The following is a 20,917-nucleotide window of genomic DNA, read 5'->3' as shown; positions in this document are numbered from 1 at the left end:
CTTTTCATGGGATACTTACTTGCAGTCAGTATAGCAGATCACAACACATTTGCAAATAACCCGCGTTATTTTCCGAATACCAAAGTTGTATTGGACGAACCTGCATATTTCGTTACAAACTCTTTAGTATATTCAGGAGTCTGTACCTGATAGCTATAGTTTTTGCTTGGGTTCCAGTTGGTTACACGCGATTTTTGGTTGTTGATGGCGGGTAAACTCCCCACATCTTTAAACTCGCCATTGGCTTTATCATCAAGAATACCGCCCTTTTCACTACCTTTTCCAAAGTAGTTGTACTCAGAATAGATTCTTGCATTCGTAGCAATGGTGTAAGCAAGCTGGAAATTATTAATATAATTATTTTTAACATGGAAATATCCATATCTCATAAGTCCTGGGCCACGTACAAGCAAGTTTTCAAAGTAATTATTGGCGATCGTGATATGGGGCATGCCATCATAATTTTTATTGCCATCATCAGGGTATCCCAAAATGAGACCATATTTGTGATTGGCAAATTTGGAGTTACTAATGGTTACATAATCAGCCGATTGACCTATGTACAAAAGTTTGTCCAAATCCGAGCCATTCGCATTATAATTGTGACCTGCAAATGTAACATGATCAATCCAATAATTTGTACCTGCCGTGAGATAAAGTTGGATGTCATCGTTACCGTTAATGTTGGCACTGTGCTCAAAAGTTAAATTTTGAAAGATCACATTTCCCGAATTATTTGTTGTTTTCAAATGAATGTTAACCAGCTTGTTTTGCGCGTAAGAACCAATGAGTGATTTGTTGGAACCAATGTTGACCACGGTTTTAGAGGAGGCAGAAATATTTTTTTCGATTACCAGAATTTTAGGGGTTGAATCCCCTAACTGGTTTTTCAAATCGTTTAGATTATTGATATAGATGACCTGACCACCTTTTCCCCCCGTTGTGGCAGACTTCGTAGCTCCATTTTCACTTTTAGCCTGTCCGGCAAAACCAGTCATTCCATTCGTCGACGTATTTGGAAAATCAGCAGCGGCGAACGTAGAACTAGCTGGAAAAGTAAACAGCATCAAAGTTAATGCTAAAAACAGAAAAGAAAATTTCCTCATTGCAGCTACACCATCCTTTTTTTGGTTAAATCCTAACAATGCGACTATACTTATTTTTTAGTAATTGGTAAATAGTTCTTTTTATCTGTTTATTTATAGCATATAAGATAAATATTTTATATTTTATTTTGTGCAGCAATGTAAAAATAGTTCGTAAGAACGCAAAAAAGCCGTGATACCCCGTTGGCATCCCGGCTATAATGTATTTATCTAGCTCCAAATAAAACAAAAACCCTTGCGTCACAAGGGTTCCGAACTTCTTAAAATAGTAAGCGGGTGATGGGAATCGAACCCACGCTATCAGCTTGGAAGGCTGAAGTTCTACCATTGAACTACACCCGCATTTTATAACATCGCGATTCTTATGTATGACACGCTTAACCTATCGTCAACCAGCTGAATCAGGATGTTATTTAGTATAACTTACCTTTCAGCAAAATGCAAGCATACTACATACTATCCTGAGCCAGCCAATTCATAGGTTTACGTAAAAACAATTTTTCAAAGACTTCTGCCGGAATGGGGCGACTAAAGTAATATCCCTGACCCTCATGACAATCCTGTGCCTGCAAAAAATGAAGTTGCTCCTCATTTTCCACCCCTTCAGCCGTAACCTTCAGCTTCAAATGGTGAGCCATGGAAGCAATAGTAGATACAATTGCCGCATTTTTGCTGTCGACCAGTACCTCATTTACAAAGGAACGGTCAATTTTTAGACGATCTATCGGGAGATTCTTCAAATAATGCAATGAGCTATAGCCAGTTCCAAAATCATCAATACTGATTGCGACACCAATAGCCTTTATTTTTTTCAACTGTTCAAAGGCCCGATCCTTATCAAAGGTCATACTTTCGGTAATCTCCAGCTCTAGATAGCGTGCTTCAAGTTCCGTATAGGTCAAAATGCCCCGAATTACATCCACCAGCTTTTTTTGCTGAAATTGGCGCATGGATAAATTGACCGAAATCGGGATTGGTGGGTACCCGAGCTCCTGCCACTGCTTATTTTGCAGACAAGCCTCCCGTAACACCCATTCCCCCAAGGGCACAATTAAACCACTTTCTTCAGCCACCGGAATAAAATCGCCCGGCATCACCATCCCACGATGAGGATGATTCCAGCGCACCAGTGCCTCCAAACTCGTGAGCTCACCACTTTGCAGGTGGACACGTGGTTGATACACCAATGAAAATTCCTCATTTTCAAGCGCTCGCCGTAGATCATTTTCCAGCTGGAGTCTTTCATGCGCTCGCATCTGCATCGCGCTGGCATACCGCTGAAAATTCACTCCCTGCTCTTTGGCACTATGGACAGCCGTATCCGCCTGCTGAATAAGCTGTTCACTCTGATTCGCATCCAACGGGTATAAAGCTATACCAACGCTCACCGTCACATGATAAGACTCTCCATCAATATCGAAAGGCTGATCGAACAGCTTCACCATTTCATCAATACGATTTCTCATAGCATCTGTATCGTCGTATCCCGTTAGAAGAAAGGCAAATTCATCTCCGCCCATGCTAAAGACAGCTTCCCCTTCATGGCTAAAATGCCCCAAGCGTTCGCCTACTGCATACAGCAAATAATTCCCTGCCATATGTCCAAGCGAATCATTAATCGCCTTGAAACGATCAATATTTAGCACTAAAAGCGCTACTGTCTCATCCGATTTTAATGATTTGCGCAATATTTTATCTAAGCGTTGGGAAAGGCGACGACGATTGGGGAGTCCTGTTATATCATCATTATAAGCAATGTGATTAAACTCAGATTCTGCTGCCTGCTTTTCACGATAAGGAACCAGAACCATCAACCGAACCAGCCCGCTCAACATATTATAAAATGCTATCGCGTTGGTCAAAAGTCCCAGAAGGTGATTAATATCGTTCATTTGCTCAGCAAATAAATAGAACAACTGACTCACAACACACAGCCCAATCCCACGAACCATAAGCAACATGCCCAACTCTGCCGGGCAGGCTTTCCGATATTTTCTCACCCCGAAAATAAAAGTGAGCACAAGCAGTAACATCACAGCCAGATTTAACGTCCAGCCCAGGTTGCCTATTTCGTATCGTATACGTAGATCTGGTAAGCCTGCACCAAATGTCTTAATAACTCCTAGAATCAGCAAAGTGCAGCCTATCCCCGCCCACAAAGCCACTGTTTTGTATTCAGACTTCGTCTTGCTAAACGGGAGGAAACAAATACATAAGAGCAAGACAGCGGTAAAGGCACGATTTACAAATAGCAGCCATAACGAAATGCCCGGAGACAAAGCAAAGTCCGTCAGGCTTACGAAACTAAACGAAACAATATGAACAAGGTAAAGCAGACCAGCCACCAAAAACGTCGGGGCAATAAGAAGCCTCTGCAAAGATAACTGTTCCAGTAAAACGGACCAGGATTGATAAAAAATAGAAAAACAAATCGCAGCACAGGCAAATCCTACAATCGGATATAACAAGAAAAAAACATTATGGGAGTATATCTTATTCAAAGTTACGTGAAATAACTGAACCAAGACAAACAAAACTATCGAAGTAATGCCGATACCTATCATTTTTTTTACTTCCAGCCGTATACTCATTCAGCCTCTTCAGCCCCCTGCATATCGGAGATTCCGATCATCTAAGACGTTTGACAGCTTTGGAAGCCGTTGTTTAAGTCTATAGTATCAAAAATAATGTTGTATTCTGGTATATAATAGCATTTAATCTGTGAAAGGTGAATCATTTTTTTGTCTTAAATTCGTGAATTCATTTTCGCATTTACGCAAATAACCGAGCTTACAGCACCAAAAAAGCGCATCATCTTGTCAGATTATGCGCTTCAGACAACCTTTTCCAAAAAGGTGATACCTATACCCCAACGCTGCACAACATAAAAGAAATAGTATGTACAGGACCCCTCTGCGAAAACCTCCCCATATTAAACTACAGGAAGCGTAATTTTAAATTGTGTGCCACTTCCATGTTTACTGTCTACATGTATGAAGCCTCCGTGATTTTTGATAATTCGATAGCTCACAGCCAATCCCAATCCGGTTCCACTTTCTTTTGTTGTAAAAAAAGGATCAAATAAACGCGCCAATGTATTATGATCCATACCTAAACCGTTATCTTCAATACAAATGTGAACATAATTGCCCTCAAGCACTGTATGGATATCGATGCAGCCCTCTCGTTCCCCACCGATGCTTTCAATGGCATCCATCGCAATTTTAATCATATTGAGGATAACCTGCTTAATCTGCTTCACGTCAATGGAAACCTTCATGAGCTCATCATTTTCGTCCAATGCAATCTGGCAACCCTTCATCAATGCTTCGCTTTCTGTCAGCATCACTACCTCTTTCAGCAGCCCCATCACAGATACAGCCGTTTTTTGCGGAGCCGAAGGCTTGGACGAATTTAAGAACTCATAAATAATGTCGTTCGCACGATCAATTTCTGTTAATATAATGCGAGCATACTCATCCCTGCCCAACTCCACCAAATGCGGTCGAAGCAATTGAATAAAGCCCCGGATTGCGGTAAGCGGGTTACGGATTTCATGGGCGATAGAGGCAGAGATGCGTCCCAGCATCGCCAACTTATCGTTTTGATACGCCGTCTGCTCAATCTGCTTATAATCCGACACATCCTTGACGCTAAACAAAAAATCGCCATCCATCTGATCACCGTAGGTCACTGTTATCAACCAATGCCGACCATACTCATCAATCAACTCATGATAGCGCTTTCTATGAAAGATAGTTTCTTTATAAATCCGCATGATTTTCTTCTTCTTAAACCGACTTAACTCAGGATGATGCAAAATTTGCATCAAATTGCGACCTGCTAGCGAACTCCGTGGTAGCTCCAGCAATTTCGCCATTTGCACGTTAATAAAGGTCAGTACCCCGTCACTGTCAAACAGCATGATACCACTATCCAGGTTCTCCAGCACATTTTCATACTTGTTATTGGCGATCTGTGTGGAAGGACAAGCTCCCACGGTATCAAGCAAGGCTTCTTGGAATTCACTGATCATGCCAGGCTTCCCCCTTGTTTCGGAATGACAAACTGGCCGTATCGGACGCGTAATAATCTTAAAGAAGAGAAAGGCATCTATCGACTACCCTTCAATGGTGTAGAAAACAGTTTCACAGAAATCCGACCATCTCTTTCCAATTCGAGTCTTATTTTATGATAGACAAGATTAAGGATCGCAGTCAATCGGAAAAAGTGTCGAATCCACATTTTTATCCTGTTTTCTTTCGTCATAATATCTGCGCAACATTACCAAAATGAAAGATTACGTTAGGAACAAGCGCCCTACACACCAAAGAAGCTCTCCAGAATTGAGAGCTTCTTTGGTGTGTAGGATGTCAACTGCCGCTCTTATTATGTTGAAGCCGGGATCGTCTTTGGCTCATAACGGCCAGTCTTCTCTTAAGCTCTCCCTGCCATTTTTCATCATTCATCTGTTTGGCTACCATCAATAAATCCAGGGATATGTCAATTTGACGCTTCACAATTTCAAACGCATCTTCACTTTCACGATTCACACAATTTTCAAATATCGTATCATCGTCTTCCATGACATAATCCTGAAAATCAATCTCGGTTGCCCCATCTCCATGTGCATATTCAGCCAAAATTTCATACTCATTTTCGACTTTATAATGAACTTCAATGCGACGACATACCGGGCAAAACAGCAAAGGAACATTATGAACTTGGGTGCGGTAATGCTTCAGCGTTCCCTTGGTTCCTACCATGCTTGCTCCACAGCAATAACTCATCCGGGCTCAGCCTCCTCTGAACAAAACCTGTTCTGCCTTGTTTATCTTCTACAATACCTTATTCGCTTTCATCAGGCAAAATTCCTCCAGAACACAACAACATTTCCATAATTATTTGTTACTTCACTCTGTATTGTCTCATTCAAACAGGCTATCCTCACATCTTCCGCTGCACAGAGCAGGCAAGCAAGCCCCCAATAACGGAAGAGTAACCGCTAGTTGGGGGCTTGCTTGTTTAATTTCAACTTGTGAAGCTTATATTACAGATTTTGATCGCCTGGTTTCCAGTTCATTGGGCACAAGCCACCGGATTGCAAAGCTTGCAGTACACGCAAAGTTTCTTCCACACTGCGGCCTACGTCGTTGTGGTTAACCACTTGATATTTCAATTCGCCTTCTGGATCAATGATGAACAAGCCGCGCAATGCAACGCCTTCTTCTTCGATCAGAACGCCATAATCGCTTGCTGTTTTTTTCGTGATGTCAGAAGCCAATGGGAAGTTCAGTTTGCCCAGACCGTTGTTTTCTTTAGCTGTGTTAATCCATGCTTTGTGGCTGTGCACGGAATCTACACTGATACCCAGAATTTCAGTATCCAGCTCTTTGAATTGGTCAGCAGCATCGCTCAATGCTGTAATTTCCGTAGGGCACACAAAAGTGAAATCCAGTGGATAGAAGAAAAATACGAGCCACTTACCACGGTAATCGGAGAGCTTTACCGAACCAAATTCTTGACCGTCTCCAGTCACTGTTTCCAATGCAAAATCAGGGGCGGGTCTTCCTACCAATCTTTCTGCCATAATATGAAATCCTCCTTTAAAATATGTAAGAAAAACACCGAATGTGCTTTCCTCAATCATCTGTATTGTAATGAACAACTTACTTGATAAATGTTATCATTCGCTGAAATCAAAGTCAATATTGTAACCATTACTTTTTTATAATTATTTTAAACTAGCTTAAAAATTCACAACTTATTCACATTTTGAACTTTCGAATATACAAGTAGCTCCTGATTGCTCAGGAGCTACTGTGCCAAACATCTGCCGAAAAGGCTGTACTGTATAACCTTACTATATAATAGGAAGCTTTTTTTCAGAACGGGTACATTTATGGAGCTTTTAACGAATAGCTGCTGCGATCAGATCGCCCATTTGAGTTGTCGAGATCGCTTGAGATTTATCCACCGCAATATCCGCTGTACGGTGCCCTGCATCCAGTACCTCAGCTACCGCTTTCTCAATGGCATCAGCTGCCTTCTCGTACCCGAAGGTGAGACGGAACATCAAAGCAACGGACAAAATCGTTGCAATGGGATTCGCCAGTCCTTGACCTGCAATGTCAGGCGCCGAGCCATGTACCGGCTCGTATAGGCCGAAGCTGCCTTGTCCAAGTGATGCGGAGGAGAGCATGCCGATGGATCCGGTCAGCATAGCCGCTTCATCACTGAGAATGTCACCAAACATATTTTCCGTCACGATGACGTCAAAGCTAGATGGACGACGCAGCAATTGCATGGCACAGTTATCGACCAATACATGCTCCAACTCGACATCCGGGTAGTCTACAGCAACCCGGTTAACTACTTCACGCCATAAACGGGAGGTTTCCAGTACATTAGCCTTATCCACCGATGCAAGTTTTTTGCGACGTTTTTGTGCAATTTCGAAAGATTGGCGCACAATACGCTCTACTTCCGTTACATTATATGCACAAGTATCAACTGCTTCCTCACCTTGTGGACTTTCTCGTCTGAACTTCTCGCCGAAATAAATGCCGCCCGTCAGTTCGCGCACCACGATCAGGTCCGTTCCTTCCAACACTTCCGGTTTCAATGTAGATGCGTCCTTGAGACAGTCAAAGACGACAGCAGGACGAAGATTCGAAAACAGACCGAGCTCTTTACGAATGCCCAGCAGTCCAGTTTCAGGACGAAGTTCCTTTGGATTGTTGTCCCATTGTGGTCCTCCTACCGCTCCCAGCAGAACGGCATCTGCAGTTTGACATACTGCCAGTGTTTCTTCTGGCAATGGTGTGCCCTTCTTATCAATCGCAATCCCGCCGAACAGCGCATGCTCCGTTTCAAATGAAAGGCCGAACACTTCTTCCGTACGTTTCAAAATTTTTTCTGCCTCTGCGACCACTTCCGGTCCAATTCCATCTCCCGCTATTACCGCAATCTTTTTAACGTCTGCCATCACGTACACTCCTCTTGTTATACAGCTATACAACTGTATTTTTCATACCTTCTTTGTAACATACATGGCAGGGCTTTGACCAAGATATAGAATCTATCAATTCAATAGGCACAGCCTATAAGCTTGTTTTTTCATCAGAGAAAAAGAAAACAGGACCGGAAACACCCGATCCTGTATATATCCAGCTCTTAAGTCTACATAAAATTAAGATTTATAATCTACGCGATTACTGTAGTTTTTACGCTTGTCGATCAAACCATTCAGCGCATCCACGTAAGCCCGAGCACTTGCTTCCAGAATATCGGTGCTTACCCCGCGTCCCTGTACAGACAGTCCGTTTTGCGTCAGTACTACATGGACTTCACCCAGAGCGTCCTTACCATGGGTAACAGACTTGATGGAGTAATCTGAAAGTACAACGCTCTCGCTGCTGGCTTGGTCAATCGCATTATAGATCGCATCGACTGAACCATTTCCTTCAGCTTCTGTCTCGATAACCTGACCTTTATCGTCAACCAGACGCACTTGTGCGGAAGGCGTAGCCTTGTTCCCATAGGTAACAAAGATGGTTTCCAGCTTGAAAACTTCAGGTGCATCGGCCAATTTTTCTTCCAGCAATGCCAAAATATCATCGTCCGAAACTTCCTTCTTCTTATCAGCCAAATCCTTGAACTGCCCAAAAGCGCGATTCAGATCTTCTTCGTTCAATTCGTAGCCCAACTCGATCAAACGCTCACGGAAAGCATGACGACCTGAGTGCTTACCGAGTACCAGTTTGCTTTCTTTCAGACCGATACTTTCTGGTGTCATGATTTCATAGGTCGTTTTCTCTTTCAGCATACCGTCTTGATGAATACCTGATTCGTGCGCAAAAGCATTGGCTCCAACAATCGCCTTGTTGCCCGGCACTACCATCCCCGTCAAACGGCTAACCAAACGGCTCGTGCGCGCAATTTCAGACAATTGCAGAGACGTTTTGGCCTGAAAAAATTCCTGTCTCGTCTCCAGTGCCATAGCGATTTCCTCAATAGCCGTGTTCCCAGCGCGTTCACCGATACCGTTAATGGTTCCCTCAATCTGATCCGCACCGTTCAGAATGGCAGCAAGTGTATTAGCGGTAGCCATTCCCAGGTCATTGTGGCAATGTGCACTCAATTGAATCTTCTCCACATCGACCACATTTTCCTTAATGTGTTTGAATATATTTCCATACTCGTAGGGTGTCAAGTAACCTACCGTATCTGGAATATTGACGACAGAAGCCCCTTCTTGTACAGCCATAGTGACCATTTCAACCACAAAATCAAGCTCTGTACGACCTGCATCCTCCAAAGAAAACTCCACTTTAGGCAAATATTTCAACCCATAGCGTATGGCAGCACGAGCGGTTTCCAATACCTGTGCCTTCTCCATCCGCAGCTTGTGCTGACGGTGAATAGGAGAAGTTGCCAAAAAGATATGGATACACGGGTCCTGAGCTCCCTTGAGTGCCTCGCGAACCGCATCAATATCCTGTTCCCTTGCACGTGAAAGGCCAATAACCGTCGAATTTTTTACAGCTTTTGCTACTGCATTAACAGCCGCCAGATCACCCGGAGAAGCAGCCGGGAACCCAGCCTCCATACGATCGATTCCCAGCTTCTCCAACTGATGAGCGATCTCCACTTTCTCACGAGTATTCAAGTTCACGCCAGGTGACTGTTCTCCGTCTCTCAACGTTGTGTCAAATATATATATTTTGCGCAACCTAACGCACCTCCTCAGGATTAGGACCCTTAAATTACAATGCGGCTCACGCAATAAGCAGGGCCGCATTGTAATTAATATTTATAAATAATTCATGTTGTCGAGTTCATAGTACAAAAGATTATTACTTTTTGATCCAATGCATCATTTCACGCAATTGTCCGCCCACCACTTCAATCGGATGGTTAGCTTCATTACGACGAGTAGCCGTCAGGAATGCACGTCCAGATTGATTTTCAAGGATGAAGTCACGAGCAAATTTACCTTGTTGAATGTCAGTCAATACATCCTTCATGGCTTTCTTCGTATCTTCCGTTACCACGCGTGGTCCAGTTACATAATCGCCATATTCCGCTGTATTACTGATGGAATCACGCATCGTTGCCAATCCACCTTCATACATCAGGTCAACGATCAGCTTAAGCTCATGCAAGCATTCAAAGTATGCCATCTCAGGAGCATACCCCGCTTCAGTCAATGTTTCAAAGCCCGCTTTTACAAGTGCGCTCACGCCGCCACACAATACCGCCTGCTCACCGAACAGATCCGTCTCCGTTTCTTCACGGAAGGAGGTTTCAATTACGCCCGCACGTGTACAGCCAATGCCTTTTGCGTAAGCAAGACCGATTTCTTTGGCTTGACCCGTTGCGTCCTGCTCAATTGCGATCAACCCCGGTACCCCAAACCCTTCTACATAGGTACGACGTACCATATGTCCTGGGGATTTTGGAGCAACCAGCAATACATCGCTATCTTTAGGAGCTACGATTTGTCCAAAATGAACGTTGAAACCATGGGAGAACAAAAGAGCTGCGCCTTTTTTCAGGTTAGGTTCAATTTCATTTTTGTACACAGAAGCTTGAGTTTCATCAGGTAACAAAATTTGAACCACATCTGCACGGCTTGTTGCATCAGCTACGTTCAGAACTTCGAAACCGTCGTTTCTTGCGACATCAGCTGATTTGCCTTCACGCAAACCAATAACAACATTCACACCACTGTCACGCAAGTTTTGTGCCTGAGCATGTCCTTGGCTACCGTAACCGATAACGGCCACTGTCTTTCCTTTCAATACGCTGAGTTCTGCATCTTTTTCGTAGTACGTTGTAACTGCCATGGTTAATTTCCTCCTTTTAATTGGACCCTTCATAATGAGCGGGTACTCCAAGAGACTTCCCTCGTGATTAGTATCTAAAAATCTCTTCGAGCCCCCGCTCTTATGCGGGCGGTTCTTTATTGATGTAATGCGCTATAAGCGGTAATTCGTTAAAGCTCCATATTAAGCATTGCCACGTATCATAGCTGTAACCCCGGTTCGAGTCAACTCCCGAATACCGTAAGGCTTCAACAACTCGATCATGGCATCAATTTTTTCTGTATCGCCAATGACCTGTACGATCAAGCTCGTCGTTCCAACATCAATTACAGCTGCTCTGAATGTTTCTACCACGCCCATGATCTCTGGCCGCTGAGGCGGTTCTGCCTTTACCTTTATCATCGCCAATTCCCGAGCTACCATCGGCTTGGAACTGAGATCAATGACCTTGATCACATCAACCAGCTTGTAAAGCTGCTTTTCAATCTGCTCCAGGTTGTTCTCATCCCCTACAGTCACAATGACCATACGGGATAATCCAACTTCTTCCGATTGTCCCACAGTTATGCTCTCAATGTTAAAGCCTCGGCGACCGAACAGGCCGGACACACGTTGCAAAACGCCGGGTTGATCATTTACCAGTACAGCAATGGTATTTTTTGTTGTCATTTTACTCGTCCCCCATCAGCATTTGATCAATTGTCGAACCTTGCGTCACCATCGGATATACGTTCTCTTCCTTGCTGACTACAAACTCGACAACGACCGGTCCGGGTGTATCAAGCGCCTCCTGCCAAGCCCGACGTGCCTCTTCCTTATTCGTAGCACGCAGCCCTTTGACACCGTATGCTTCGGCAAGTTTCACAAAATCCGGACTTCCAGCCAGGTCAATGTGACTGTACCGATTGTCATAGATCAATTCCTGCCATTGGCGAACCATTCCAAGCACCTGGTTGTTGATAATAACGATTTTAACCGGAATGTTATTGATTGCACAGATGGCTAATTCCTGCGAACACATCTGCATACCGCCGTCCCCGTTAATCGATATTACTAATCTGTCGGGATTGGCCATCTGAGCACCGATTGCAGAAGGGAAACCAAATCCCATCGTACCGAGTCCACCAGAGGTGACCCATGAGCGTGGCTGATTGAATTTGTAATACTGCGCTGCCCACATTTGATGCTGTCCCACGTCCGTCGTTACGATTGCGCCGCCCTTGGTCGTTTCATCCAACAACTCAACAACCCATTGTGGTTTAAGCACCGTTTCAGAATCCTTATAAGAATAAGGTTTCTCATTCTTCCAATGCTGAATTTGTGCTCTCCATGCATCAGCTCGATCCGCGCGTTTCACATCCTGATTCAGCAATTCCAGCACTGCCTTCACGTCACCCACGATAGGAATATCTGCTGCAACATTTTTTCCAATTTCAGCAGGGTCGATATCAATGTGGACGATTTTAGCTTGAGGAGCAAACCCATCCAACTTGCCTGTTACCCGATCATCGAAGCGGGCTCCGATACAGATCAACAGATCTGACTGTTGAATCGCCTGATTGGAGGTGTATGTTCCATGCATCCCCGGCATCCCCGTCCACAGTTCATGTCCACTTGGGAAACCACCCAATCCGAGCAATGTTGTCGTAATAGGAATTTCCGTTTTACGAACAAACTCGTAAAGTGCTTCATGTCCACCGGAGTATACAACTCCTCCACCTGCCAGAATGAATGGACGTTCTGCTTCGGAAATAGCTTGAGTTAGCTTGTCTAGTTGAATTTTGTTGGGCAGCACTTTCGGGTTATAACCCCGCATGGTCACTGGTCCCGTTTGTGGAACGAACAACGTCTGGGCTGCGGAAATATCCTTCGGAATATCAATCAGCACCGGTCCCTTCCGCCCTGTGTTGGCAATATGAAATGCCTCATGGATGATTCGCGGCAGATCCTCTACATCTCTTACCAGATAGCTGTGCTTCGTAATCGGCATTGTAATTCCCGTGATATCGGCTTCCTGGAAAGCATCCGTACCGATCAGGGAAGATATAACGTTACCCGTGATGACCACCAACGGCACCGAATCCATAAAAGCCGTCGCAATACCAGTTACCAGGTTTGTCGCTCCAGGTCCGGAAGTCGCGATACATACGCCCACTTTACCGCTCGCCCGTGCATAACCATCTGCCGCATGAATAGCTCCTTGCTCGTGACGAGTGAGGACATGCTTGAAATCCTTAAAGCCATACATGGCATCATAGATATAAAGCACTGCACCACCTGGATATCCGAAGACACAATCTACTCCCTCCAGCAACAGGCTACGGAGTAAAATTTCCGAACCTGTAATCACTTCAGGCTTCATCCACTTTTCACGTAATTCATTGGTTGACCTAACTTCAGGAATTTGTGCACTCATTGGTCATCCTCCTTTACAAAATTTACATACATCTGACATTTGTAAAAACAAAAAAACCTTTCATCCCTAGAACAGACTTGCTGTTACTGAGGGACGAAAGGCTGTAGCTTCCGTGGTACCACCCGTGTTTGCCCGATATTTCGCAATATCGAACCTTGGCAGGTACAGAAATCGCAAAGGATCTCCATATCTGGCGTCTGTAACGTAGACCGTACGATTTTCCCTAATAGGTGATTCAGCGCACCGTTAATATCATCGGGCCCAAATACTTTTCAGGAAAACAGCTCCAAGGTGAGCTCGTTAAAAAGGGATTTTGGTGAAGCTTGCAGCTAATGCCTCACTCTCTGAACAAAAGAGCCCTAATCACTTCGTCCTCTTCATTGCCGTTGAGTTCATGTCATTCTTTCAAATGTTTAGACACATTATATGTCTCTCATCTGGGATAGTCAATACCCATATTTCATAAAAATTTATGTTTCTTTTCTGAAGCACCTCAGAGTCGCACGCTTGTAAGAGGTACCCGCATATTATAAAAAAGACCACACGGTGAGACAGTGCACTCCTCCAAAGCCACGTCTTATCTTGTTAAAAGGGTAGAAAAGGAGGCCCGTTTATGATTCGAAAACGCAGCTCTCAAGATGACACCATCATCTTTCGTCTAATCGAGCAAGAGCTTGTCCCCCTATCGCATTTAAGTGCCCAAGAAATGAAACAAATACGCAAAGAATTACCCCGGCGCTTAAACCGGGGCATCACTTTTGTAGCTTGCAGACCGGATAATGCACAGGTTGTTGGCTTCATTCATGTTATGCTGCATGGCGAACTATTATACATTGATTTGATCGCAATCTCTTCGGCTCATCAAGGTATGCGATACGGAAAAAAACTGCTGGAGCATGCCGAACACTACGGACGACTACGTCGCTGCAAGCGGGCTAAAGTTATGGTGGACGAAGACAATATCAGGGGGATCCATTTTTATCTGCGTCATCAATATCAAATACTGCGATACGTAGCTCTGAGCCGATGCCATGAACTCGAAAAGTCACTGTAAAAAGTATCTTTTTCGGGCTCAAAATTTTGTATGACTAAAATAAATTAGGGTAATACGGATATCCTACTCCGGGGTATCCCCCGTCTGTATACGGGCCTGGCTGCGGACCATATCCTGGTCCTCCATAACCTGGACCGTAGCCTCCATATCCCCCACCATAGGCACCAATGTATGGAGCTGTGCCGATGGCAAGCAAGTCAAACAGCACCAGAGGAATAATCGCCTTCGTGTTTACCTTTTTCTTGCGGTTTGGTTGAAGAACCAGTCGGTTACCCGAAATGCGAATCAGCTTGCCGCTGACCTGGGAACCATCCTTACGAGTAGCAAAGATGACTTTGCCGACAAGCTTCTCCACCTGCTTTCTGGTTACTGCCTGTTTCATCGTATTTCCTCCTTCTTTCTCAACGGATGGACAGATTGAACGGCTCCTTGATAGCTCATCACCACCACAAAATAGACCGGAGCTGACAGGGGCCGAGCGTCCCGTCCAATCTGCATAGCACAGTCTATTCCATTCATGCCAGTAGCGTATGTTTAAATGCCTGCACAATATAAAAAAATCTGGTACCTGCACATGCAGATACCAGATTTTTATACACCAGGATTTTGCGAAATTCGATTCCAGTCGCTCCGAAGTGCAAGATATAGACGAACTAAACCATTTCGATCTATATCTTGTTCACTGGAAGTCGCTTATGGGATTTTTGCAAAATCCTCACACCAATGTACATTTTTCAAAACATGCACATTAGCTGTCTATAAGTTTTAACGCTTGCTTGGATCATAAAGTTGACCCAAAGCGGCTGGAGCGCGTGAACGTCCGACAGCCGCCACCAGTACAATAATCGTCAGGAGATACGGCAACATAAAAATAATTTCCTGGGGAATACTTTGCGACCATGCGAACAGCTGCACATAGTTGCGAATGGCTTGTGAAAAACCAAAAAACACTGCTGCGCCGAAAGCGCCGAGCGGATTCCATTTACCGAAAATCATAGCGGCAATAGCAATATATCCCTGCCCCGAAACTGTATTGTGCGAGAACATGTTGGTTGTAGTCAGAGTAATTGTAGCTCCACCAATCCCAGCCAACGCCCCACTGATCATAACGCCAATATAACGAAGACGATTTACTTTAATTCCCACTGTATCGGCCGCTCCTGGATGCTCCCCAACGGAACGCAAACGTAAGCCAAACGGTGTTTTATACAAAGTAAAATAGCCAATAATAACTAATAGAATGGCTAAATATGTCGTTGGGTAAGCTTGGAAAAAGGCTTTTCCTGCAATCGGGATATCCACAAGGTAAGGGATGGATATTTCGTTAAAACCCTGAATCCGACCGGTGTCACCATCTCCCTCAAATAAAAGCTTAACCATGTACAGTGTACTACCAGCTGCCAGAAAGTTAATAACTATACCGCTTATAACCTGATCGGCTTTAAACGTAATAGAGGCTACAGCATGAATTAGCGAAACCAAAATACCGAACACGGCAGCTGACAGCACACCTACCCAAGCCGCAGAGGTGCCTCCTAGTCCAGCTTGCTCGGCATAAAATCCGCCAACACCCGCTGCAAACGCTCCAAATACCATAAGTCCTTCCAACCCGAGGTTTGTTACACCGGATTTTTCTGAAAAAACTCCGCCGAGAGACGCAAAAATAATCGCCGTCGCAAAAACGAGCGTTGTATGGATTAATTCACCAAGTGTTAACCAACTCATTTTACAACACCTTCTCTTTCTTCCGCTTGGAGTAGAGCGGCTTCACAACCCAACGTACAATACCTTGGGCCGCAATGAAGAAAATAATCGAGCCAATGACAACCCGGATAATCTCGGGCGGTACATCTGCGCTAAAGCTCATCCCCGCAGAACCATACGTAAGCGTTCCGAACAAAACAGAACCGAGCAGCACACCGAATGGGTTATTCATCCCAATCAGAGCTACAGCGATACCATCAAAACCCGTTCCCGGTGATCCTGCCATGACAGATTGATAATGGAATACTCCCAGCACTTCAAAGGCGCCTGCCAATCCGGCAAAAACCCCACTAATAAACATCGCTTTTATGATATTACGATTTACATTCATACCTGCATAACGGGATGCATCCTGATTAAATCCGACAGCCCGAAGCTCATAGCCCTGCTTTGTTTTCCACATGAAAATGTAGAAAAAGACTGCCGCCAGCACAGCAATAACTGTGCCCCAATGTACCCGAGCATTCCCCATCATCTGGGACAGCCATTCGATGGAAATTGAAGCAGAAGGCTGAATATCCACAGAACGATTTTCACCATCCATCAGTGCGAACTGATTGATCACCAAATTAGCCAAATACAGACCGATCCAGTTCATCATAATACATGTAATAACTTCATTAACGCCTCGTTTGGCCTTCAAATAGCCAGCAATCGCAGCCCACAGACCTCCGAAAACTGCACCTGCAATCACAGCTAGCGGTGCATGAATGATAGCTGGCAACCCATGAAGTTTAATGCCCACAATCGAAGCAGCTGTCATACCTACCAGAAACTGACCTTCGCCGCCGATATTAAACAAACCGGCGCGGGCCGCAAAAGCAAATGCCAACCCCGTTAAAATCAGCGGAGTCATCTCACGGATAGCCTCTCCAAAGTTGTAGGAATCTCCGTATACACGGCTAAACAAAGCAGAATAGGCCACAATAGGGTCATACCCGCCAATCAGCATCACAATAGCACCCAGAAGGAGACCCAAAATAATAGAGACCAGCGCCAGTACAAAGGAGTCTTTTGTGAATATTTTCAATAGATTAGCCATTCTCTACTCCTTTCTTCACTGCACTTCCTGCCATCATCAGTCCCAGTTCCTGGTCATTCGTTTCTTCTGGCAGCACTTCCCCGACAATCTTGCCCTCATAGATGACAGCAATTCGGTCGGATACATTCATAATCTCGTCCAGTTCAAAAGATATGAGCAATACAGCTTTACCTTGGTCCCGTTGGGCAATCAGTTGTTTCTGGACAAATTCAATAGCTCCGACATCCAGACCGCGTGTAGGCTGTGCTGCAATGAGAAGGTCTGGATTTTTATCAATTTCACGCGCAATGATAGCCTTCTGCTGGTTCCCACCAGATAATGCTCTTGCCTTCGTGTGAATATCCGGTGTTCTTACATCAAACTTTTCGATAAGACTTTTGGCCTGTTTCTCTATAGCATCTTTGTTCAAGAAGCCATTTTTACTGTAAGGCGCCTGGTAATACGTCTCCAGCACCATATTTTCACTCATAGAAAAATCGAGCACCAACCCATGCTTATGACGGTCCTCCGGTATATGTGAAACGCCTGCCTCTGAAATTTTGCGTGGTGGCTGATTGGCCACCTCTTGTCCGAGCAAACGAATGCTCCCACCATCCACCTTGCGTAAGCCTGTCAAAGCTTCGATCAGCTCACTCTGTCCATTACCATCTACTCCGGCAATCCCCAAAATCTCGCCCGCCTTAACCTGCAGGTTCAACTCATTTAGAACATTAATGCCATCCTTGTTTTTAGAAATTACATTGTTCATTGCCAGTACCGTCTGTCCTGGTTGCGCAAGCTGCTTGTCCACTTTAAAGGACACACGACGGCCCACCATTTTTTCAGCCAGCTCATTTGGTGTTGTTTCAGACGTCTTGACTGTATCAATAACCTGACCTCGACGAATGATCGTAACGGTATCTGCAATTTGCATGATTTCTTTAAGTTTATGAGTAATAAGAATAATTGATTTGCCTTCAGCGACCAAGCGCTTCATAATGTCCAGCAACTCAGTGATCTCTTGTGGTGTCAGTACAGCTGTAGGCTCATCGAAAATCAGAATATCTGCACCGCGATAGAGCGTTTTGATAATTTCTACACGTTGCTGCATACCAACAGATATATCCTCAATTTTGGCATTCGGATTTACCTGAAGGCCGTACTGCTCAGACAACCGCTGTACTTCTGCGGCAGCCTTTTTATAATTGATTTTCAGACCCTTACGTGGCTCCGAGCCCAGGACAATATTTTCGGTAACGGTAAAAGGCTGTACGAGTTTAAAATGCTGATGCACCATGCCAATCCCCAGATCAATCGCCTTATTTGGACTATCAATCTGTACGGGTTTACCTCCGATTTCAATTGTCCCTTCATCCGGCTGATACAGTCCGAAAAGAATATTCATAAGCGTAGATTTACCCGCGCCATTCTCACCCAAAAGGGCATGAATTTCTCCCTTATGCAGCTTGATGCTGATGGAGTCGTTGGCAACGATGCCGGGGAATCGTTTTGTAATTTGCTTTAACTCAACGACGGGGGTCGCTGCATCCATGAGATCACCCTTATACACTTTATAGTATGTGCTCCAATGAGCTGATTTTGCCCGTTATAATCCATATAACTCCAGACGTAAGAACAAGGCTAGTCTTATGAACCAGCCTTGTCGCCACCTATATGTTCTTCAAGCCAAACTTATTTCGAAGGAACTGTAATTTCGCCCTTAATAATTTTTTGCTTGTATTGTTCTACAAGATCAAGCACGTCTTTAGGTACGTTTTTCGTTGATGTGTCTGCCAAACCAATACCATTATCCTTCAGAGCCAGTGTCTCGACACCGCCCTTAAATTTACCGTCAATCACTTCTTTAGATACGCGTTTTACAGCTTCATCTACACGTTTTACCATCGAAGTCAATGTTACGTCGTCACCAAACTCAAGCGATTGGTCTTTATCTACGCCAATAACCCATACTTGCTGACCTTGTTGCTTACGTGCGAGTGCTTCGTTAAATACACCTGTACCAGATCCGCCAGCTGCATGGAAAATAATATCCGCACCGCTGTTATAGATCGTCGCAGCTGCTGCTTTACCCAGGTCCGGCTTATCAAATGCACCTGTGTAGTTAACTTCCAATTTTGCATTTGGATTTACAGCTTTAATTCCTGCTTCGAATCCTTTTTCAAAACGTTTGATCAACGGGCTGTCTTGTCCACCCACAAAACCAATTTTGTTTGTTTTGGTAAGTTTACCAGCTACAACCCCCACCAAGAAGGAACCTTCATTTTCAGCAAAAACAACCGATTTCACGTTAGGCGCATCCACGACACTGTCAATGATCGCCAAGTTTTTGCTTGGGTTGTCTTTCGCTACTTGTCCAATCGCATTCGCCAGATTAAAACCGATTCCCCAAGTCAAGTTAAAACCACCCTTAACAAATTGGTTCAGGTTAGGAATATAATCTTGATCGGATTTACTTTGCAGGTATTTAACTTTAGCGCCTGATTCTTTCTCAGTGGCTTGTAGTGCCTCCCAAGCAGATTGGTTAAACGATTTGTCGTTTACTCCACCCACATCTGTAACCATGCCAATTTGGACATTCGATGTTTTGGCAGAACCACCTGTGTCTCCACCATTTGCGTTGGACGCACCTTGATTTTTGTTACCGCAGCCTGCGAGAATGACCGAGATCGCCAGCAGCATAACCAAAGACATACTGAACATTTTCTTCATGCTGATACTGTTCCCCCTTAGTGTTAGATCCCTGGACTGTCTCTTTTCTTTGAACATGTACATGCTCATGCATGTCATTTACTGACGAGACAGATCGTACAGAAGACTTACTTTAGAGATTATACAATTATGATCGGCTAAAATCTAGACAATTAATAACCTTGGGTCAATTTTTTTTAAAGTTCCATCAATGTAAGCGCTACAAAGTTAAAAAAAACATACATTCTTCCATCTCACGTCATATTTATTCGTATTTTGGAGAAAACGAAGTCTTTACCGTAACATTGAGTATGTACAAAAAAAGGCATCCCTACACAGCGTACTGCTTGGGATACCTTTTTACCACTTTCGCGGTTTCCACGCTTCATTATTAATAATTAAGCGTTGATTTTGCCTTTAGCAACAGTTGCCAAAGAGTTGAATGCATTAATATCATTGACTGCAAGATCAGCCAAGATTTTGCGGTTAATGTCCACACCAGCCAATTTCAGGCCGTGCATCAATTTGCTGTAAGACAAACCGTTCAAACGAGCTGCTGCGTTGATACGCACGATCCACAGTCTGCGGAAGTTACGTTTCGTCTGACGACGGTCACGGTATGCGTAAACAAGCGATTTCATTACCTGCTCGTTAGCTGTTTTAAAAATGCGGTGTTTGGAACCAAAATAACCTTTAGCAAGCTTCAATACTTTTTTATGACGACGACGAACGACGAATCCGCCCTTTACTCTTGCCATATCAATAGACCTCCCAAATAATGTTTATACTTCATTCATTGCAGTGCTAGTGCTATTTCAGGTTAGCAAGACCTTGTTTCAGACGTTTAACGTCCCCAGGTGCCATCTCAGGGTTAGTACCCAGAACGCGTTTTGCACGTTTGGATTTGTGGGAAAGCAAATGGTTTTTGTAAGCTTTGTAACGCATTACTTTACCAGTACCGGTAATTTTGAAGCGGCCTTTAAGGCTGCTATGTGTTTTCATTTTAGGCATTGAACT

Annotated in this window: 18 protein-coding genes and 1 tRNA gene; 1 reads left to right on the top strand and 18 read right to left on the bottom strand. The window is 44.2% G+C overall.

The genetic code is table 11. The features are described from left to right. Positions 1–65: 65 nt before the first annotated feature. The 11 genes from ACUUJN_RS07620 to ilvB form a co-directional block, all read right to left on the bottom strand. A complete protein-coding gene (locus ACUUJN_RS07620) occupies positions 66–1,067 on the bottom strand; it encodes a polysaccharide lyase family 1 protein (RefSeq protein WP_372238121.1) in 1,002 nt (333 codons plus the stop codon). Between the two features lie 310 nt (positions 1,068–1,377). Further along, positions 1,378–1,448 (bottom strand) — tRNA-Gly (locus tag ACUUJN_RS07615). Between the two features lie 107 nt (positions 1,449–1,555). After that, positions 1,556–3,697: a bifunctional diguanylate cyclase/phosphodiesterase gene (locus tag ACUUJN_RS07610; protein WP_484669472.1), complete on the bottom strand. Its 2,142-nt coding sequence runs from the start codon at positions 3,695–3,697 to the stop codon at positions 1,556–1,558. Positions 3,698–4,038: 341 nt separating this feature from the next. After that, positions 4,039–5,142 carry an ATP-binding protein gene (locus ACUUJN_RS07605; RefSeq protein WP_484669471.1) on the bottom strand — a complete coding sequence of 368 codons (1,104 nt, stop codon included), beginning with the start codon at positions 5,140–5,142 and terminating at the stop codon, positions 4,039–4,041. Between the two features lie 337 nt (positions 5,143–5,479). After that, on the bottom strand, positions 5,480–5,896 hold the full coding sequence (locus tag ACUUJN_RS07600) for a hypothetical protein (protein WP_013309391.1): 417 nt from the start codon (positions 5,894–5,896) through the stop codon (positions 5,480–5,482). A 260-nt stretch (positions 5,897–6,156) separates the two neighbouring features. Beyond that, positions 6,157–6,696 carry a peroxiredoxin gene (locus tag ACUUJN_RS07595; protein ID WP_023987763.1) on the bottom strand — a complete coding sequence of 180 codons (540 nt, stop codon included), beginning with the start codon at positions 6,694–6,696 and terminating at the stop codon, positions 6,157–6,159. 321 nt (positions 6,697–7,017) lie between these two features. Then, the gene (leuB, locus tag ACUUJN_RS07590; RefSeq protein ID WP_023987762.1) at positions 7,018–8,094 is read right to left on the bottom strand and encodes a 3-isopropylmalate dehydrogenase; all 1,077 of its coding nucleotides are present in this window, start codon (positions 8,092–8,094) and stop codon (positions 7,018–7,020) included. A 204-nt stretch (positions 8,095–8,298) separates the two neighbouring features. Next, positions 8,299–9,840 carry a 2-isopropylmalate synthase gene (locus ACUUJN_RS07585; RefSeq protein WP_068940004.1) on the bottom strand — a complete coding sequence of 514 codons (1,542 nt, stop codon included), beginning with the start codon at positions 9,838–9,840 and terminating at the stop codon, positions 8,299–8,301. Positions 9,841–9,964: 124 nt separating this feature from the next. Beyond that, positions 9,965–10,957, bottom strand: coding sequence for a ketol-acid reductoisomerase (gene ilvC / locus ACUUJN_RS07580; RefSeq protein ID WP_013309387.1), 993 nt, complete (start codon positions 10,955–10,957; stop codon positions 9,965–9,967). A 162-nt stretch (positions 10,958–11,119) separates the two neighbouring features. Beyond that, a complete protein-coding gene (ilvN, locus tag ACUUJN_RS07575; RefSeq protein WP_023987760.1) occupies positions 11,120–11,605 on the bottom strand; it encodes an acetolactate synthase small subunit in 486 nt (161 codons plus the stop codon). Position 11,606: 1 nt separating this feature from the next. Further along, positions 11,607–13,352, bottom strand: a complete 1,746-nt coding sequence (gene ilvB, locus ACUUJN_RS07570; RefSeq protein ID WP_023987759.1) for a biosynthetic-type acetolactate synthase large subunit — start codon at positions 13,350–13,352, stop codon at positions 11,607–11,609. Positions 13,353–13,965: 613 nt separating this feature from the next. Between ilvB and ACUUJN_RS07565 the strand changes: the two genes are divergently transcribed. Continuing rightward, positions 13,966–14,406: a GNAT family N-acetyltransferase gene (locus tag ACUUJN_RS07565; protein ID WP_023987758.1), complete on the top strand. Its 441-nt coding sequence runs from the start codon at positions 13,966–13,968 to the stop codon at positions 14,404–14,406. A 34-nt stretch (positions 14,407–14,440) separates the two neighbouring features. Here ACUUJN_RS07565 and ACUUJN_RS07560 read toward each other — a convergent pair whose 3' ends face one another. The 7 genes from ACUUJN_RS07560 to rpmI form a co-directional block, all read right to left on the bottom strand. Next, complete coding sequence (locus ACUUJN_RS07560; RefSeq protein WP_023987757.1) at positions 14,441–14,788, bottom strand: hypothetical protein; 348 nt, start codon at positions 14,786–14,788, stop codon at positions 14,441–14,443. A 383-nt stretch (positions 14,789–15,171) separates the two neighbouring features. Continuing rightward, complete coding sequence (locus ACUUJN_RS07555; RefSeq protein ID WP_010349245.1) at positions 15,172–16,131, bottom strand: ABC transporter permease; 960 nt, start codon at positions 16,129–16,131, stop codon at positions 15,172–15,174. Position 16,132: 1 nt separating this feature from the next. Next, positions 16,133–17,212, bottom strand: coding sequence for an ABC transporter permease (locus ACUUJN_RS07550; RefSeq protein WP_013309382.1), 1,080 nt, complete (start codon positions 17,210–17,212; stop codon positions 16,133–16,135). Then, the gene (locus ACUUJN_RS07545; RefSeq protein ID WP_484669470.1) at positions 17,205–18,743 is read right to left on the bottom strand and encodes an ABC transporter ATP-binding protein; all 1,539 of its coding nucleotides are present in this window, start codon (positions 18,741–18,743) and stop codon (positions 17,205–17,207) included. Before ACUUJN_RS07545 ends, ACUUJN_RS07550 begins: the two co-directional genes overlap by 8 nt. 140 nt (positions 18,744–18,883) lie before the next feature. After that, positions 18,884–19,921, bottom strand: coding sequence for a BMP family lipoprotein (locus ACUUJN_RS07540; protein WP_484669469.1), 1,038 nt, complete (start codon positions 19,919–19,921; stop codon positions 18,884–18,886). A 377-nt stretch (positions 19,922–20,298) separates the two neighbouring features. Beyond that, positions 20,299–20,658, bottom strand: coding sequence for a 50S ribosomal protein L20 (gene rplT, locus ACUUJN_RS07535; protein WP_007429517.1), 360 nt, complete (start codon positions 20,656–20,658; stop codon positions 20,299–20,301). A 52-nt stretch (positions 20,659–20,710) separates the two neighbouring features. Further along, a complete protein-coding gene (gene rpmI, locus ACUUJN_RS07530; RefSeq protein ID WP_013309379.1) occupies positions 20,711–20,911 on the bottom strand; it encodes a 50S ribosomal protein L35 in 201 nt (66 codons plus the stop codon). Positions 20,912–20,917: the final 6 nt, after the last annotated feature.

The organism is Paenibacillus sp. LRG-1 (assembly GCF_057220305.1).
The sequence above is the reverse complement of the archived record's forward strand: the minus strand, read 5'-3'. Positions and strand labels throughout refer to the sequence as shown.

Excerpts from the sequence above, each read along its gene's own strand:
- ACUUJN_RS07620 (WP_372238121.1), bottom strand. The coding sequence starts at position 1,067 with ATGCTGTTTACTTTTCCAGCTAGTTCTACGTTCGCCGCTGCTGATTTT.
- ACUUJN_RS07610 (WP_484669472.1), bottom strand. The coding sequence starts at position 3,697 with ATGAGTATACGGCTGGAAGTAAAAAAAATGATAGGTATCGGCATTACT.
- ACUUJN_RS07605 (WP_484669471.1), bottom strand. The coding sequence starts at position 5,142 with ATGATCAGTGAATTCCAAGAAGCCTTGCTTGATACCGTGGGAGCTTGT.
- ACUUJN_RS07600 (WP_013309391.1), bottom strand. The coding sequence starts at position 5,896 with ATGAGTTATTGCTGTGGAGCAAGCATGGTAGGAACCAAGGGAACGCTG.
- ACUUJN_RS07595 (WP_023987763.1), bottom strand. The coding sequence starts at position 6,696 with ATGGCAGAAAGATTGGTAGGAAGACCCGCCCCTGATTTTGCATTGGAA.
- leuB (WP_023987762.1), bottom strand. The coding sequence starts at position 8,094 with ATGGCAGACGTTAAAAAGATTGCGGTAATAGCGGGAGATGGAATTGGA.
- ilvC (WP_013309387.1), bottom strand. The coding sequence starts at position 10,957 with ATGGCAGTTACAACGTACTACGAAAAAGATGCAGAACTCAGCGTATTG.
- ilvN (WP_023987760.1), bottom strand. The coding sequence starts at position 11,605 with ATGACAACAAAAAATACCATTGCTGTACTGGTAAATGATCAACCCGGC.
- ilvB (WP_023987759.1), bottom strand. The coding sequence starts at position 13,352 with ATGAGTGCACAAATTCCTGAAGTTAGGTCAACCAATGAATTACGTGAA.
- ACUUJN_RS07565 (WP_023987758.1), top strand. The coding sequence starts at position 13,966 with ATGATTCGAAAACGCAGCTCTCAAGATGACACCATCATCTTTCGTCTA.
- ACUUJN_RS07560 (WP_023987757.1), bottom strand. The coding sequence starts at position 14,788 with ATGAAACAGGCAGTAACCAGAAAGCAGGTGGAGAAGCTTGTCGGCAAA.
- ACUUJN_RS07555 (WP_010349245.1), bottom strand. The coding sequence starts at position 16,131 with ATGAGTTGGTTAACACTTGGTGAATTAATCCATACAACGCTCGTTTTT.
- ACUUJN_RS07550 (WP_013309382.1), bottom strand. The coding sequence starts at position 17,212 with ATGGCTAATCTATTGAAAATATTCACAAAAGACTCCTTTGTACTGGCG.
- ACUUJN_RS07545 (WP_484669470.1), bottom strand. The coding sequence starts at position 18,743 with ATGGATGCAGCGACCCCCGTCGTTGAGTTAAAGCAAATTACAAAACGA.
- ACUUJN_RS07540 (WP_484669469.1), bottom strand. The coding sequence starts at position 19,921 with ATGAAGAAAATGTTCAGTATGTCTTTGGTTATGCTGCTGGCGATCTCG.
- rplT (WP_007429517.1), bottom strand. The coding sequence starts at position 20,658 with ATGGCAAGAGTAAAGGGCGGATTCGTCGTTCGTCGTCGTCATAAAAAA.
- rpmI (WP_013309379.1), bottom strand. The coding sequence starts at position 20,911 with ATGCCTAAAATGAAAACACATAGCAGCCTTAAAGGCCGCTTCAAAATT.